This is a genomic window from Autumnicola musiva, assembly GCF_031846585.1.
GTDB classification, from domain to species: Bacteria; Bacteroidota; Bacteroidia; order Flavobacteriales; family Flavobacteriaceae; genus Autumnicola; species Autumnicola musiva.
In genome coordinates this window covers 13607-31804 of the sequence record NZ_JAVRHK010000011.1, presented here as the reverse complement: position 1 = coordinate 31804, position 18198 = coordinate 13607, and the positions used below count along the sequence as shown (strand labels likewise).

Here is an 18198-nt window from a genome sequence, read left to right as displayed (position 1 = left end):
AATGGAGCATGAATTTCTTCTTTTTAATTGAACCTGGTGATTTAGAGATTTTACTCCCATTTTTACTGCGGTAATAAATTTTGCTGCAAGATCCATGATTGTCCGTTATATAAGTAGATACCTTTTGTACCATCTTTTTGATAAATCATCATACCTTCATGTAGCTTCTCGATTGAACCCTTTTGTGCTTCCGTCATAGCTGGATATGGATAGGAAGTATATGCCAGCCCATTATTCATTACAAAGTCATTTTTAAAGGCAATGAATTTATCTGTATTTAAAAATTGCCATACATCATTGATAATGGTGTTTTCAGATACTATTGAACGTGTATTATTACTCTGGCCAGCGAAAACTCTTACCGCCCCATGAAATCGATCCTTTGGTATTGAAGCGGTAAGATCAAAAATATTCCCTTTAACCACCCAGTCATATCCATATATCTGAATTGGACTTTCTACTGCATTACGACTGGTAAAAGTATTTCCCCGAATGTATACCTTATAAATTTTAGAATTGGTAGCATCAACGGCTTTATGAGTAAAACCATGAATATAATTGTCACTAATATGCCAATACCCTGGATTACCATCTATTCCATCGAATGAGGTAGGTTGTGAGGAAGGATCTGTAGTAGTACTGATAATTTTTATACCATTAAATTCTGCGGGCGTGAAGCTATTGGGATTTTTTCGTTCAAGAGTAATGTTATTTCCTGTAACTTTTACAGCAAATCCGTATAATTCCATAGCTGCAATTCTATTACTACTACTAGGCTTCGCATTAGGAGCAAGCCCATTACCACCATCTTTAAAAGCACTTATATTAATTATGTTGTTGGAAATGCTTCCCTGGTTTATAGTTCCTTCAATAGCACATCTATCATTTGTTACTAAGGTATTATTAGAAATATGACCAAATTGAGAATCAATAGATAAGCAATAACCATAGTTTCTTGTAGGATATTTTATTATGTTATTTTGGATGCTAATTTTCTGTGGCAGTCCATTTCCATTAATTTCAATACCCATCCAACAGCGAGTGATATTATTACCAGTTATAATCCAATCACCATGAGATTCCGCTGGAAAATTATCACTTGTATCACTCCATCCCCAGCCAAATATTCCATCTCCTGAGCAGTTGTAAATAGTATTTCCTGTAATTAGCAATTTCCTTGTATCCTGCTGTAGATGAATAGCATTGAATCTGGAGGTATCATGGTCAGTAAAGGAAATAGGGCTGGAAGGACTACCAATATTGTAAAGTTTACAGTTTTGAATGATTACTTCATCATTTGACCATGATTTATCATTTCCATGTCCTAACATAATACCATGTCCCCAAAAGTTAAAAATTCTTACTCGTTCAAATCCTATTCTTTTATTATTATTTGGATAGGAATTAATTTGAACAGCAGCTTCTACCTCTTTCTTATTACCTGAAATAGAGAGATCTTCGAATGTAATATCACTTTTCCCATTAGACTGGAATAATGCTCCAGAACCTTTGTAAGAAGAGTCGTAAATAATAAAAGTTTTATCCATCCCAGCACCTTTTATATGCAGGCCAGAAGAACTTAATTGAATTTGAGAATTGATCTTATACTTGCCTGCAGGCAGATAAATTGTTTTCTTAAACTGTGCTCCGGCATAAATAGCTGATTGAAGAGCAGGGGCATCGTCTTCTATACCATTACCAACGGCATTTTTTTTAGCATCTATTAATGCTACAAGATCAGTGGTTACATCAATAAACTGGGTGTCCTGTGAAATAATAGAGATTTGGTTTCCTTCTAAAATCCAGGCATTATCTGAAATTTGACGGATAGCTCCCTTTCGCAAATGGGGATCTTTAACTTCATTCCTATTAAGGTCGTAAAGAATTATTTTAGCTGCATCTAAGACAATATCTCCTGAATTTTGAGCTTCAAATCTGACTACCTGACCCTCAAATTTTAACTTATTTGGAATAACAACAGTATCATTTGTAGGTGAATTACTTATGAAAAGAACACCGGCATCTTCATTCGTGATTTCAATTTTATTCGAAACTTCCTTTATGGAATCAACAATAGTGGTACTCATGTAGAACTCGGGTTTATTCCTCAGATCGTTATAATCTCCTGAAAAATCGTCCGTAACATCTCTGTCCCACTCATCGAAGGCAACTGTATTTCCATTCGAAATTGTAAGTTGATCTTCATTCAGTGTAAGAAATTGATTATCCTTGTCTGACTCTGGCTTATTTGAAAGAAGATTATCCACTTCAGATTTCGTATATATGGAAGGGGCATCTAAAAGACTGGAATATTTACCATCAAAATCATCTTCAGCATTCGTATCCCAACTTTCGAAGGAGACATTATTTCCTTGGGATATAGAAAGCTGATTCTTATCCAGACTTAATTCCTGAGGAGCCGAAGCATTGTTTTTAAGATTAGCAAGTAAATCATCCACCTCCTCAGCTGTGTACAGATGTGGAATATTGGTTAGGTCATTGAATTGTCCGCTGAACAAATTCGGTTTATTCTGAAGGTCTCCATAATTTCCGGAAAAATCATCTTCAGCATTGGTATCCCAATTTTCAAAGGAAACAGAATTACCCCCTGAAATTGTAAGCTCTTTATTCTCCAGGTGAAGCGACTGTGCGATTCCTTCTCCACCTTCCACAGAAAGAAGCAGACTGTCGACTTCTGCAGAAGTATAAAGCGGTGGGAGATTAATTAAATCTTCAAAATTTCCGCTGAACAAGGCTGGTTTATTCTGTAAGTCTTCAAAGTTTCCGCTAAAAAATTCTGGCTTGTCTTCCAAGTCATCATAACTTCCTGAAAAATCATCTTCGGCATTTGTGTCCCAATTTTCAAAGGAAACAGAATTACCCCCTGAAATTGTAAGCTCTTTATTCTCCAGGTGAAGCGACTGTGCGATTCCTTCTCCACCTTCTACAGAAAAAAGAAGACTATCGACTTCTGCAGAAGTATAAAGCTGTGGGAGATTAATTAAATCTTCAAAATTTCCGCTGAACAAGGCTGGTTTATTCTGTAAGTCTTCAAAGTTTCCGCTAAAAAATTCTGGCTTGTCTTCCAAGTCATCATAACTTCCTGAAAAATCATCTTCAGCATTGGTATCCCAGTTTTCAAAGGAAACAAAATTTCCACCTGAAATAGAAAGCTCTTTATTCTCCAGGTGAAGCGACTGTGTGATTCCTTCACCACCTTCCACGGAAAGAAGCAGGCTGTCAACCTTTGCAGCAGTGTAGAAATTCGGTATATCAGAAAGATCGCGGTAACTTCCTGAAAAATCATCTTCAGCATTGGTATCCCAGTTTTCAAAGGAAACAGAATTACCCCCTGAAATAGAAAGCTCTTTATTCTCTAGGTTAAGCGACTGTACAATTCCTTCTACACCTTCAACAGAAAAAAGTAGACTATCGACCTCTGCGGAAGTATATATCTGTGGGAGATTGTGCAAATCTTCAAAATTTCCTGAAAAATCATCTTCAACATTGATATCCCAATTTTCAAATGATACAGAATTACCCCCTGAAATTGTAAGCTCTTTATTCTCCAGGTGAAGCGACTGTACAATTCCTTCACCACTTTCCACGGAAAGAAGCAGGCTATCAACCTGTGCAGCAGTGTAGAAATTCGGTATATCAGAAAGATCGCGGTAACTTCCTGAGAAATCATCTTCAGCATTGGTATCCCAGTTTTCAAAGGATACAGAATTACCACCTGAAATTGTAAGGTCTTTATTCTCCAGGTTAAGCGACTGTGCGAATCCTTCACCGCCTTCTACGGAAAGAAGCAGGCTATCGACCTCTGCCGAAGTATATATCTGTGGGAGATTGTGCAAATCCTCATAATTTCCACTGAACAGTACAGGCTGATTCTGAAGGTCTTCATAATTTCCATTGAACATTTCTGGCTTGTTTTCCAAGTCATCATAATTTCCTGAAAAATCATCTTCCACATCGGTGTCCCAGTTTGCGAAGGTAACGGAATTTCCACCTGAAATTGTGAGTTTTTCATTCTCCAATTGGAGCGATTGTACAACTCCCTCTCCTCCTTGTACGGAGAGTAACAAACTATCGACTTCCATGGAAGTATAAATTTTCGGAATGCCAATTAAATCTTCATACTTTCCTGAAAAATCATCTGCATAATTTTTATCCCAGTCTTTAAACATTGTTTCATTACCATCTATGCCATTATCTAAATAGTTAGGAAGGTCATGAATTTGTGCTGCTGAAATTACTCCATTAAAAGCATCAGCAGATTTAGCATGTAACGCATAAGGAACACTAAGCATTTGACTTATACCAGTAATACTAAAATTACCATTGTTCAGAATATCCACCTGGTTTTCGACAAAATAGGGACCCTGGCTCCAGTCGATATTGGAAAACCTTCCTATTTCCGGCAGTCCGGTACCAATCTGAAGGCTGACTAAACCATTTCTGTTGGTACTGGTGTTATGTTTTTCGCTGTATAGGATAGTTCCTCTGGGTGAACCTTGCCTTATTAGAATAATTAAGTTAACGTCTTTATTAACCAATAATTCATCCGTGCTATTTCTTACTATTGCCTGATAGCTCATTTTTTCTGGAGTCTGGCTATAAATATTGGAGCTAAGAAAGATTAAAAACAAAAAGAAGAACTGTTTCATTCAATGTTTTAATGTATGGAAATTATCTCAGAAGGCTTAGGATAGTCAAATGTTCACAGATAAAACAATAAATAATTATATTGACTTCCTTAATGTGGAAAGAATATTAGCTGCTTTAAATTTTTCCTAACTATAACTACAAGATAATTAATAGATTAAATTGCTAAAATAATCATAAATTCGTTAAAACAAGCTAAAAAATCGACGAAAGGTACTATTAAGGTTTTTTACTCCATGGTGCTGTCATGTCATGAAAAACGGAAATGCAGAAATTAATATTTGAAAGTGAGAAAAGAAACAGAGAAATAATCAAAATTCCTTTATTAAAGAAAGCCCAGCTCCAAAGACTGGCTTTTTAATTGAATTAAAATCTGCACCGATTTTAAAATTCAGTCGAAAAGGCCTTTCAAGAATTTGAGCTTCAGAATATAAATATAATACATCCTCATCTAAAGCTTCGGGATTTAATTCTTCGGCATAAGTACCTTCGTTGTGAGAGTAACTCAACAACAATTTGTACGGATAGCTATGCGAGAACAAAGAATAGTTGCCTGCCAGACCCAAATGATGCGCAGCGAATTTATTATTAACTACCAGATCCCTTTCCCCATCATAAATAAAAAAAGGAGCCCCCAAAATCTGATCCTGATAAGTAAAACCTGAATTATACATCAAACGATGTCCTAAATAATTATCTGCACCCCATTTATTTACATCATGACTCTGATTACGGGTATAATAAAATTCATAAATTAAAGATTGGAACCACCTGTTTTTCTCGGTGCTTTTCACAAAGATTCCATAGCGTCCATCGGGAAAATTGGCAAAACGGCTGCCGGATCCATCTTCAAAAATGTTATTAAAAATAAATTGGGTGGTGAATTTCCCGCTCTTCTTGGTTATATATAGTTCCCAGGAGCCAAGATGGTTACCCAGCGCATTCTCTACATCTCCCTGCCGGGCCCCTTCATCGCCACCCCTGCCGGAAACAATTCTCAAGTAATCTTTAAAAGAATTAGGCTGCTCCCCAAAATCAGGAGAGGTGCCTGCCCATTGTGCAAAATGCTGCAATCCAGCCTTAATTTCCCACCCATTTTCAATCCTGTAAAGCAGGTGAAAACTTTTATGATGCAGGCGGGCATTTTGAACAAATCGGTTCTTACCCATTAAATACTCTTCCCAGGCGGCATCAAAACCGAATCTTCTATTCCTTCCAAAGAAAATAGGTTGTGATGTTTGTACCTGAATTCCCGGCAATGGTCTTGCATTTAATGACCAGAGGATATTTTCATTAGTAGCACTTAATCCATTGTACAATTCCGGCCGCTGTTTTCTTCCAACGATTACCTGTAGCCAGGAATTTGTAAATTGGGCGTATAATTGATCTATAGCAATTTCATCTTTAAAGCCATCGCTATACAAAATACCTCCTCCCATTTCCAGTGCTGAAGCAGATCCTAAATCATAATTCATTTTCCCGGAGAGCCATCCGGCAACGTTCGTTTCTTCTGAAATTCTGCCGCGGCGATTGCTATGCAACCAAAAGGGCAACTTATCACTTTCGGAATTAAATCCTTCCAGATTCACTTCTCCGGAGAATACAGGCTGCTGCGGAAGAGCGGAAAAGCCAGTCAGCATCAACAATACGAAAACAGGTTTCAATTTCATGTCACTCCTAAAAATTAAATAAACAAAGTCCATATTACAACAAAAGCCGCAAAAATTCATTGCGGCTCCTGATCTCTTTTTTTATAAACATTATTATTACCACATGGCTGCTTTACCTTTCATCCTACCCCAAAAACTTTCCTTTTCTTCCCCGTAGGCATATCCATACTTATTGCCGTACCCAAAGTAAGCGGTTTTTACATCATTAAGCACAAAACTTACATCATGCAATTTTCCATCGTTTTTAGCATCTACAGGAAATTGCAGCAGTTTCTTTTCGGTATAACCAGCCCTTACCAGGTATAGGGTAAGATCTGCAAATTTATTGATAAGAAAAGTATCGGCCACCAGCATGGACGGGGCGGTATCTACTATAATATAATCATAATCCCGTTCCACTTCATCAAACAATGTTTCCATTTTCTTATGCCTTAATAATTCCGAGGGGTTTGGAGGAATACTACCAGAAGACAAAAGGTCCAGGTTTTCATGAAGAGTAGATGAGCGTATAAGCGACCTTATTTGTATATTATCATTTACCAGATAATCGCTTACCCCCTGCCACTCCTTTGCATTCTCTTCAAAACGTTGCAGTTGAGGATTCCTTAGATCCCCGCCCATTACCAGTACTCTTTTACCGGTATTGGCCAAAGTTATAGCAAGATTGAAGGCAGTAAAGGTTTTCCCTTCCCCTTTTACGGTTGAGGTCACAAAAAGCTTAATTCCGTGTTCTTTGTTTCCGGCATTAATTAGTAAATATTGCAGGTTGGTTGCCAGGATCCTAAAAGATTCTGCAAGAACAGATCTATCATTCTTACTTATGATCTGAGCTTCATTGCCTGTTATCCTGGGAAGTTCTCCCACTACAGGAATTTGCCTGATCTCTTTCTCCATATCCTCCCTGCTCCTTACCTTATTATTAAGCAGATTTTTAATATAAATCACCAGGAATGGAATGAGCATCCCAAGAATAAGAGCCGCCAGCATAATAATTTTCGGTTTTGGTGAAACCGGTTCACTTGAACTATAAGCCCTATCCACAATTTTAGCTTTTGGCGCAGTCACCGCAAGAGAAAGTGAATTCTCTTCCCTTTTCTGAAGCAGGAAAAGATAAAGTGATTCCTTAATATTTTGCTGACGTTCAATTCCGCGGTACTGTCTTTCCTTGGAAGGCACGGCAGATATTTTACTACCGATGGAAGCTGCCTGCCTGTTAAGGTCTTGCTGAGCAATCCTAAGATTAGACCGCATTCTTTCCAGGCCTTGCAGGACATTGGCCTTCATTTGGTCCACCTGGCTGTTAAGCCGTTTTATAACCGGGTTTTTTTCGGTAGAACCGGCCAGGATCCTGTTACGTTCTAACACCAGTGCATTATATTGCTGAATCTGCTCATTCACCCCCTCTTCCTGAATTCCCAGGTTTGCAGGTAATAGATCCGATTCGGTGCCGGAATTTAAGTACTCAATCATAGCGGTAGCCAATTCCAGCTGTGTTCCCACTTCCTGCTGCCTTTGGTTATATTCGCTTGCATTTGCAATAAATAATTCAGATTCCGCTTCAATATTAGTAAGACTGTTAGCTTCCTTAAATTCTTCTTTTCCTGTCTCTACAGAATCAAGTTCTTCATTGATGATCTGAAGGCGCTCATCAATAAATTCCGCGGTATTACGGGCCACCAGGTTTTTATCCTCAATAGCCTCACGGTTATATTCCAGAATAAGCTGATCCAGGATATTCTGTGCCTTGGCCTTTACAGGATCCTGAAGGCTAAGCTCGATCAAACTGGAATTTTTATCGGTAAGGTTCACCTGGAGTTTTTCACGGTATCTGCCCACCACGGCATCTACAGGAATAAATTTCACAACAAGTTCTTCCGGCCCTTCTCCTTCTTCTTCAACTGCAAACTCAGGATTTTCATCTATAATAATATCTGCAAATCCCAGGTTTAGAGGCTTTCCTAATCTTCCCTTGAAGACCTTTTCAGTCTCCGTATTTTTTAGCACCAGATTTTCCCCATCCTGCTCAATGCGGAATGCATTAAATTCTTCTGCGGCAACTTTTGAAAGTGATTTTTCATCCAGCTGAAGCACATTAATTATATAGGGCACATTGAGATATAGTTCTGAAGATTTTATTTTCTCCTCATCAAAAAACAGGATGTTAATATCCAGGGCTTTTACAGTATTATTCATCATACGCCTGGAACGAAGGATCCCAATCTCATTTTCTATACTGTTGGTTCCCATACCGCTTAATAGACCTAAATCGGCAAAGGCAGCCAATTCAGAAGAAGGAGACTTGCTTTCCTCATCTTTTATAATAATACTGGCAACAGTATCATAATTGGGGGTAGTAGTTTTTAAATATAAAAATGCCGTAATAAGGCAAATTACCACTCCAGTTACAAACCACGGCCAATGCCGCAGGTACTTTCCTAATTCTTCCCGAAGGTCGATTTCCTCCTCCTGATTGCGATAATTATTTTGTTGTTGGGACATTATCTGGCAATTAATACGATTAATGAAACTAATACTGAAGCTATGGAAATATACACCGAGGCATTTCGATTATAGCTGGCAGACTGACGCTGTGCCGCATTAGGCTCTATATACACCACATCGTTCTGTTGTAAATAATAATATGGAGAATCTACAATTCCTGCATCGGTAAGATCTAAATAAGCATAGTTCTTCTTTCCGCCTTCTTCCCTCATCACCAATACATTATCCCGGCGGCCGTAAATACTTAAATCGCCAGCCTGGCCCAATGCCTGTGGCAAACTTAGGGTTCCGTCCTCTACATCAAAAGTTCCGGGTCTATTAACCTCTCCTAATACACTTATTTGAAAATTAACTACTCTTACATTTACAATAGGATTTTGCACATATTCACTTATCTGTTCCTTTAGCAGTATTGCCAATTGCTGCCGGTTTAACCCGGTCACCTCAACAGTACCCAATACAGGAAAATCTATATTACCTTCGCTGTCTACAAGGTAACTCTGTAATTGTGGTGTACCACTAACGCGGAGATCGGATCCCAATACGTTTCCTGAACCAACCACAGGTAAATTAAATGGTAAAGCAGCCTCCTGCTCGGGAGCAGAGACACTAATAGTAAGTAGATCATTAGGTTTAATTTGCAGGCTGTTTTGTTGATTTTGCTCTAAAGCTGCACCGGCTTCTTTAAGGTTTTCAAAATATACAATCTCCTTTCTTGAAACACAAGAAGTTACTAAAGTTAAGCTGGTTAACAGCAGGCAAAGCCGTTTAAAAAATGAAGGGAATTTCATTAAAAAAATTTTGACGAATATAATATTTAAGATTTAGTTAACAACACCTTAGAATCAGGTGTTTTGGGATTAAGCGACATCCCGAAAATGTTGTGTTCTATGACCGGACCTGGCTACTAGGGCAGCTTTGCCTTTTAAAAGAAAAAAAACCAGGAAGCTACCTGCATAGAGACTCACCACAAGAAAACTTAACCACATATGAGACATAAAATTAGAAAAAGCAACATAAATACTAATAACCAGGATATTAAGGGTGGCAAGACAAAGGCTTGCCTTGGGATGAGAAAACCCCAGGTCAAGAAGTACATGATGTGCATGATTCCTGTCTGCAGTAAACGGGCTTTGTCTCTTTACAAGCCTAAGAATCATTACCCGCAGGGTATCAAAAACGGGAACAAAAAGCACTGTAGCGATAAACAGAAGGCGGTTAGCGGGAAGATAGTTTTGGGCAAACAATGACACCTCAGGTTCCATCACCAGGATTTTAATAGTAAGGAAGGCCAGAATAAAACCAATCACCAATGAGCCGGAATCCCCCATAAAGATCTTCCTGCGGCCCCTGGAAAAATTAAAAGGTAGAAAAGCAGTTAGGATTCCTGCCAGGCTTACGCACACCAGTACGTAATATGGAAGACCTGTAATATAAAAGATTGCACCGTAAACAGCGGCTATCACTATACCTGTAATGGCAGCCAAACCGTCTATACCATCTATAAGATTATAAGCATTAATAAGTGCAACTATTAATAAGGCAATGAGCCCGTATCCTATAAAGGCCGGAATTCCATAGATCCCCCAAAAGCCATATAAATTCGTTAGTTGCAATTCCGGGGAAAAAACAATAAAACAAGCGGCCGCAAGTTGCCCAAACAGTTTTACCCGGGCGGTAGAGATCACCAGGTCATCTTTTAAACCCACCATAAACAAGATACTGATACCTGCAATAAGATGGTTGCCTACATAGCCAAGCCTAAGACTTTGAATTACCGAAAGGATAAGGATAAAAGTTAAATAAAAAGCCACTCCTCCAAAAGTAGGCACCGCTACAGAGTGGGAACTGCGTTCATTTACACTGGCCATTAGTTGTTTCGCATTACTTACCCATAATACCTTTGGTATCATGTAATAAGTTAGAGCAAAGGCACCCAGAAACAAGCTGAACACAAAATAGGGATAATAGGCCCGGAATAGCTCCAGGATAGTTTCCTGATCAAGAAGGTTCATAATAATAAATTTTGGTGGTTAATAAAGCAGCTATACTCTTCCCTATATAGTTGGGGACTACGGGAAGTAAAATTCTTACTATTGTGGTTTTACGAGTGGCTAAATATTATTACTATTGATTATAATTTATTAGTAATCTGAGATGTTTTATACTAAAATTGACACAGCATCTCGTGGGGTTCAATTACTTAACGCAATAAATCATTAATTTATTTGATGAGCTCCTTCATTAATTTCAGGGCCATCTTAAATTTTGGAGCATCAAGTATTTTAATTTGGAGATTTTAAATTCGGTTTATAAATTTCCAAAAGCTGTTGTACAATACGATTTGCTGTTTTTCCATCCCAAAGCGGGATCTCACCCCCTTTTTTCCACTCCCCGGCCATTAACTTATCCAGGTATGGTTTTAGGTTTTGAGGATTTGTACCAACAAGTTCATTTGTACCCATGCTTATGGTTTCAGGTCTTTCTGTGTTGTCTCGTAAGGTTAAGCATGGCACACCCATAACTGTTGTTTCTTCTGTAATTCCACCCGAATCTGTAACCACCGCTTTGGCCTTTTTTACCAGGTAATTGAATTCAAGGTAGGAAAGGGGTTCTATAAAATGTAACCGATCATGAGAAATGCCAAGATTTATAAGGATCTTTGCAGTACGCGGATGCACCGGAAAAATAATTGGTAAATCACCTGTATTATCAATAATTGCCTGCATCAAAGCCTTTAGCTTCTCCTCTTCATCCACATTGGCCGGGCGGTGCAGGGTAAGCATAAAATATTTTTTTTCCTGAAGAATCTCTCCATCAATTTGAATTTCAGGATCTATAAAATTCTTGATATTAGATAACAAAGTATCAATCATAGTGTTCCCCACAAAGTGAATACGTCCTTCTTCAATTCCGGCTTTCCTCAGGTTCTTATTTGCAACTTCTGAAGTCGTAAAAAAATGATCGGTAATGGAATCTGTAACCATACGGTTGATCTCTTCCGGCATGCTAAGATCGCCGGAACGGATCCCGGCTTCCACGTGCACCACCTGGGTGTTTAATTTTTTAGCGGTAATACTGCAGGCCATAGTAGAGGTAACATCCCCAACAACAAGTACCACATCTGCAGGATTATCCTGAAGTTCTTTTTCAAAGCGCACCATGATATTGGCGGTTTGCTCTGCCTGGCTTCCCCCGCCCGCTTCCAGGTTGGCATGAGGCTCGGGAATACCTAGCTGCTCAAAAAAGCTACCTGACATTTTTTTATCGTAGTGCTGACCCGTATGTATCAGGCGAAAATCTATTTCTTCTCCATTTGATTTGTTTTTTTCAATAGCTTTAAGGATGGGAGCAATTTTCATAAAGTTGGGTCTTGCCCCGGCGATAATGGTGATTCTAAACATAAATTTTAAAATTATTATGTAGGATACAGAAGAATATAATCCTGTTAACGATTTATATAATACTTTTTGAATCCGTTGAGTGCCCAGTGGATAAGCAAATAAGAAGATCTAAAAATATTTATTCCCTCCACTTCACGATATACTTTCCATACATAAGGGATAAGTTTTAATTTACTTCTGGAAACGGAATCTTTTCTCATTCTATAAACCGCCAGAGGCTCTTTAATCCCATATGCATAATCCACATGTTTTAAAACAGCAAGCCAAAGCCCCCAATCCTGTCTTTTATTCATTACCGGCATATAAAATTTCCCTATTCTTCTAATATCAATAAAAGCCGTTAAACAGGAAATAGGACAGGATCTAAGAACATCTTTATAACTCACCTTTTCCGGTACAATAAAGTCACTAATCAAGGGGTTTAACTCTTCATCTTTTCTTTTATAAGAGGCAAAAACAAATTCGTAGCCCTCTTGCTGACATAATTTTAATGATACCTCCAGGAAATTTGGAAGCCAAATATCATCCCCATCCAGGAATGTAATAAAATCTCCCTTTGCTGCTTCAATTCCTCTATTTCGAGTTATCGCCGGCCCTGAATTTGATGAATTTTGCATAAGATGTATTCTCTTGTCTTCCCTTGCCAGCTTTTTGATAATCTGAACCGACTCATCATTGGAACAATCGTCAATAATAATCATTTCCCAAAGGGCATATGATTGGCTTTGAACCGAACGGACCGTCTCTTCAATAAACTTGGCTGAATTATGTACGGGAGTAATTATTGATATAAGTTGTTTAGGTTGAATTTTCATCTGTACATATTTTTTCAGCAATTCATTACTTTGCAGTAACTCCTGAAAAAGCCTAATAATTGGTCAGTAATTCCTTTAAGTTATTTTCAACATTTTCAAATTGTTCTTCCCAGCTAAACAGGTTTTCCTTATTTGTATTAATTAAATTTTCTTTGTACATCAATTTATTTTTGAGCATAGTTGCTATTGCCCGTTTTATAGATTCAATTTCTGAACCATCATCTTTTAGCACAATTCCTCCCTTTACCTTTTCAACAACATTTTTCATAGGCGGATTAAATCCACAAATTACCGGGACATTTCTTGATAATAATTGATAAAGCCTATTTGGCTCACATAGAAAATTATTAGGTGATGAGTTCTTATAAAGTACAATAGAAAATAAGGCATTATCTACATAATTGATAATTTCGATTTGTGGTACAAATTTCTGATAGATAAAGCCTTTTTCTATTTCTTCATCTACCGCTTCCTTCATTCCAGCTTCTACAGGGCCAAGAATTATCAATTTTAATTCATTTTTATAGCCTTGAAGTGCTTCTAAAGCAGGTTTAAAATTCCTTCCCTCACTAGCCCAGCCCATCCATAAAACATAGGGCTTGTTGTCCAGCCATTGTAATACTTCCGGATCTAATCCTTTTTTCGGGCTTTGAATAAAATCTTTTCCGGGGAAATTTTGCAGAAGTACATGACGTTTTTCATTATATCCAATTTGCTTTTGCATATATTCCCTTCTTTCCCGGTTGGTATAGACCAATAAATCAACTTTTTCTAAAACACCTTTCAACAATTTTCGGGTTAGAAAATTTCGACACAAATTTTGATGTGGCAATTCATGTAAATCCCAAACTATTCTAAGCCGTTTTGGCTTTTTTAGTGTTAACAATAAGAGAGTTAAATAATGCTGCATATCATGAAAAACGATCACTTTTCCGGAACTGCGCATGGTGGAAAGATATGTTTTAAGCGAGTATTCGGGAATTTTAAATAGATATCCTTTCCGTTGCGGGAAAATACTTCTAAATGCTAAATTTATGGTCTTAACGGTAGCATTATTATAAGTAAACTCACCCTTTTTATTATCATCTTCTAAGATAATTACCTTAGAATTGATATTGAAATCATGCAAGGAGTTAATCCATTTTAATAATCGGCCGTCACTAAAAAACTTACTGGTTTTTATTATATGTAAAACTTTAGATTTACGAGCTGTTTTTTTTTGGTAAAAATGTCTCATATCGGACTAAAACTAGATAAATTACAGGATTCTATTAGGATTTAAAGAGTGACTTGATTCCCTTAAATTTCTTGTTGAATTATTTAATCTCTTTAAGAAGAAATCGAGGCTATATATTAGTGCTAAGGAAGTCCATAACCAAGCTCCTGTGTATATTGCTCCACTGAATAAATGCTGAATAAAGGATTGTAAAAATATGACAACTATCCAGCTATATTCTTTATAAGCCTTGATAATTTTAAAGCTAATCTTCAAACCATTTAATAGTAATAATATAAAGGGAAGGAAACCTAAAATTCCAGTTGTTTGTAATATTTCTAAAAAAATATTGTGAGCATAATTAACCCAGTTATTAACCGCTAATTTATCCCCTATAAAAGGATTATTTAAAAATTGTTTAAAAGAATTGTTCCATGATAAAATTCTTAAACCAGCTGAACTATCTTCATTTTTTATGTTTTGGGCTGTATCCGTAAATCTATTTAATAATCCACTGCCAAGAAGATTATCGAAATAAATTAAACCAATTAATAAAACTAGTAGAATCAGTACGTTATACAGAATCCTACTAAATCTTTTCTGCATTAAAGTTATCAAAACAAAAGGAGCTAAAAGTCCTACAAGAGAACCTCTGGAAGCCCCCAAAAAAAATGGAATTAAAGAAAATAACACTAAAATAAGTCCGATTATTTTCCTGAATTTTGAAGTATGATTATAAAGATGGTAAGTAATAACTGTACCTATTAATAATGAAGAACAATATGATAGGATTAAAGGCGATACCACTTCCTCTCCCATAGAAACGGGACTTAGCCGTTCCACTTTTCCAATATATTCACGATAGGTGATTGTAGCTAAGAAAACAAATATTATACCTGAACCGTAAATTGAATTAATAATAGGTTTAAAATATTCTTTCCTAAGTCGTACTGAACTAATTACTGTGAAAGGCAGAAAGGCAAAAGATAAAAAATAAAAGAACACCTCCATTGAGGTCAAATAATATGGTTTATTTAAGATATAATCTGTTCCAATCCGAATGAAATATATTGCACTAAATATAAAAAAAATTTTAGTTTGCCATAGCGGATATATCTTTCTGATATTAATTATCACCAAAAATATTAATGAAACTCCTATAAGACCTCTTAAGGGGATTGTTATTAGTCTTGTTTCTCCACTCATTCCAATATTTAAAATCCAAAGCACAATAGCATAGAATCCAATGTAAGTGAAGAAAAAAATAATAGAAAAAAAAAGAATATTCGTTTTTAGATTTAAATCACTATACTTCATATTCTTTCATTTTTTTTAGCTTAAAATAATAGAAGAATACAAGATAAATTGACATAAAACTAATAATTGAAAAGATAGATGCATTATAAAAGAAGCAAAGAATTAAAACTATTCCGAAAAAAGTGACTTCCAAAAATTCGCTATTAATTTTAAAATTATTAGAAATCAAAATAAATATGAAAGACTGTAATATATAGGAGATAAAGGTTGTAAAAACTGCTGCATATACTCCATAAATAGGAATAAAAATTATGTTGAGAATTATATTTATAGAAGCGCTGAATAAAGAAGTAAAAGCTATTTTCAATGATTTTTTCTCATATATCATATTGTAGTTTGATTTTAAATAGAATGGATAAATAAGATAAGAAATAGCAATTAGTGGTATATATTTTAATATTAGATGATACTCATTTTTATAAAATAGGGGCAGAATATATTGTGAGGACAGTGAGATAATAATATAAGCTGTTAACCCAGAGCAGAGAGTTAAAAATAAAAATTTGTTTAAAAGCAATTGCCTTTTTCGATTATTTTCTTCTTTATAAATCATTGGTTCTAAAAAAACGGAAATCCCTACAAAGGCAAATACCATAGTAGATCCTATAGAATAAGCTAGAGTATATTTCCCAACTTCTTCAAGAGTCATAAATCGTTCTAGAATGAATTTATCAGCATTCCCCAGCAGATTACTTGCTACTCCATGAAAGATAAAAGGCCATGAGAAATTAAATAATATTGAAAATGTTTTCTTATCAAATACATTTTTTCTACTAATTTCTTGGGCTTTTTCTTTAAAAATAACAACTGTAAATATTGATGCTATGATACTTCCAATAAGATAACCTAAGTAGTTATCTAAGAAATACACAAAGGATAAAACTAGAATAATCTTACTGAACTGGAAGAACAATCTCCCCCTGAAATATTGGTTATGCTTTTCGTCCACCCTTAACATATTAAAGGTGATTAGATTGACTCCTTGAAAGTAGATTAAAATGATAATCAGTATTAAATCAGGGAAAATATTAAGACCAAAAAAAGTACGACTGCCTATTAAGTAAAAGAAAACTAACAGTAATAGTAAAAATAAATGTGTCCAGAATACGCTTTTTGATATTGTTTTGCTGAAGTTTTTGAACTTTATTTTTTGAGAATAAAATCTCAAAACTGCTCTTTCCAGACCTAATAATGATATCAGAGGAATTATCATTTCTATGGCCACTAAAAGTCCGACCTTTCCGTAATCTATAGTACTAAGAAAAAAAGGTAAGACTAATAATGTTATTTTATTGAGTCCTTTTGCTAAACCTTCAACAGTACCGTAGGAAAAAATTTTTTTAAGCAAGAAGAATATATTTATATTTTCAAAATTATTGAAAGTGTTCTATTAAACCATTGGCTTCGCAATCAACCTTATTCCATAGTTTTTCCTTTTGATTTTTTATTATCCCTTTACATCATAAATAACCGCATCTTCACTTTTTAAAGAGTCAAATCCCAATTCAAGAAACTCTTTATGAGAATCATCCCTTTTATTAATTATATTGATTTTGATAATATTCCTGATAATCTCCTGAAGTTATATTTTTTAACCAATTCTGATTTTTTAAATACCAGTCTATTGTTCTGGAAAGTCCTTCTTCAAAGGTAACACTGGGTTCCCAACCTAAATTCCGGTTTATTTTGGAAGCATCTATGGCATACCGAAGATCATGCCCTGGCCGATCTTTTATAAATACTATTAATTGTTCTGAAGTTCCTTTAGGTCTTCCTAATTTTTCATCCATTTGTTTACAAAGCAAACGCACCAAATCGATATTTTTCCATTCGTTAAATCCTCCAATATTGTAAGTTTCTTTAGCGTTTCCTTTGTGGAAGATCAAATCTATAGCAGCCGCATGATCTTCTACAAACAGCCAATCCCTTGTATAATTCCCATCCCCGTATACAGGAAGAGAATTGTTATGAATAATATTGTTAATAAAAAGAGGGATTAACTTTTCAGGAAAATGGTTGGGGCCATAATTGTTGGAACAGTTGCTTACCACGTATGGTAAGCCGTAAGTTTCTCCGTAAGCTCTTACGAAATGATCAGAACTTGCCTTACTCGCAGAATAAGGGGAATTGGGATCGTAAGAAGTTTCCTCAGTAAACAAGCCGGTTTCACTTAAACTTCCATAAACTTCGTCGGTGCTTACATGATAGAACAATTTATCCTGAAAATCTGCTTTCCATTTTTCTTTTGCTGCATTTAAAAGATTTATAGTACCAATGACATTAGTTTTAACAAAAGCTAAAGGATCAGTAATAGACCGATCCACATGAGATTCAGCAGCTAGGTGTATCACGGCATCAAATTGATGTTCCTCAAATAATGTATTAACAAGTTCAGCATCTACAATATTACCTTTTATAAATTTATAATTTGGAGACCCTTCTATATCCTTAATATTCTCAAGATTCCCAGCATATGTTAAAGCATCAAGATTGAAAATGGAGTAATTAGGATATTCTGTTACAAAACGACGAACTACATGGGAACCTATAAACCCGGCACCACCGGTAATTAATAACTTTTTTTTATTCAATTTTTCAGATTTAAA

At 35.9% G+C, this 18198-nt stretch carries 11 protein-coding genes; all 11 read right to left on the bottom strand.

Features of this window, described 5'->3' with window-relative positions:
- Window positions 1–62: 62 nt before the first annotated feature.
- The 11 genes from RM539_RS13950 to rfbB all read right to left on the bottom strand — a co-directional run bounded on the left by RM539_RS13950 (window position 63) and on the right by rfbB (window position 18183).
- Window positions 63–4670 carry a DUF1565 domain-containing protein gene (locus tag RM539_RS13950; RefSeq protein ID WP_311504029.1) on the bottom strand — a complete coding sequence of 1536 codons (4608 nt, stop codon included), beginning with the start codon at window positions 4668–4670 and terminating at the stop codon, window positions 63–65.
- A gap of 309 nt (window positions 4671–4979) precedes the next feature.
- Window positions 4980–6338 carry a capsule assembly Wzi family protein gene (locus tag RM539_RS13945; RefSeq protein WP_311504028.1) on the bottom strand — a complete coding sequence of 453 codons (1359 nt, stop codon included), beginning with the start codon at window positions 6336–6338 and terminating at the stop codon, window positions 4980–4982.
- Between the two features lie 96 nt (window positions 6339–6434).
- The gene (locus RM539_RS13940; RefSeq protein WP_311504027.1) at window positions 6435–8837 is read right to left on the bottom strand and encodes a GumC family protein; all 2403 of its coding nucleotides are present in this window, start codon (window positions 8835–8837) and stop codon (window positions 6435–6437) included.
- Window positions 8837–9631 carry a polysaccharide biosynthesis/export family protein gene (locus RM539_RS13935; protein ID WP_311504026.1) on the bottom strand — a complete coding sequence of 265 codons (795 nt, stop codon included), beginning with the start codon at window positions 9629–9631 and terminating at the stop codon, window positions 8837–8839. Before RM539_RS13935 ends, RM539_RS13940 begins: the two co-directional genes overlap by 1 nt.
- Before the next feature lie 69 nt (window positions 9632–9700).
- A complete protein-coding gene (locus RM539_RS13930; protein ID WP_311504025.1) occupies window positions 9701–10855 on the bottom strand; it encodes an MraY family glycosyltransferase in 1155 nt (384 codons plus the stop codon).
- A 270-nt stretch (window positions 10856–11125) separates the two neighbouring features.
- The gene (gene wecB / locus RM539_RS13925) at window positions 11126–12244 is read right to left on the bottom strand and encodes a non-hydrolyzing UDP-N-acetylglucosamine 2-epimerase (protein WP_311504024.1); all 1119 of its coding nucleotides are present in this window, start codon (window positions 12242–12244) and stop codon (window positions 11126–11128) included.
- 44 nt (window positions 12245–12288) lie between these two features.
- Window positions 12289–13059 carry a glycosyltransferase family 2 protein gene (locus tag RM539_RS13920; protein WP_311504023.1) on the bottom strand — a complete coding sequence of 257 codons (771 nt, stop codon included), beginning with the start codon at window positions 13057–13059 and terminating at the stop codon, window positions 12289–12291.
- A gap of 52 nt (window positions 13060–13111) precedes the next feature.
- Entirely contained in the window at window positions 13112–14296 is a 1185-nt protein-coding gene (locus RM539_RS13915) for a glycosyltransferase family protein (protein ID WP_311504022.1), read from the bottom strand.
- A 21-nt stretch (window positions 14297–14317) separates the two neighbouring features.
- Window positions 14318–15592, bottom strand: coding sequence for an O-antigen ligase family protein (locus RM539_RS13910; RefSeq protein ID WP_311504021.1), 1275 nt, complete (start codon window positions 15590–15592; stop codon window positions 14318–14320).
- Entirely contained in the window at window positions 15582–16940 is a 1359-nt protein-coding gene (locus RM539_RS13905; protein WP_311504020.1) for a lipopolysaccharide biosynthesis protein, read from the bottom strand. The genes RM539_RS13910 and RM539_RS13905 overlap by 11 nt, the downstream gene beginning before the upstream one ends.
- Before the next feature lie 190 nt (window positions 16941–17130).
- Complete coding sequence (rfbB, locus tag RM539_RS13900) at window positions 17131–18183, bottom strand: dTDP-glucose 4,6-dehydratase (protein ID WP_311504019.1); 1053 nt, start codon at window positions 18181–18183, stop codon at window positions 17131–17133.
- Window positions 18184–18198: the final 15 nt, after the last annotated feature.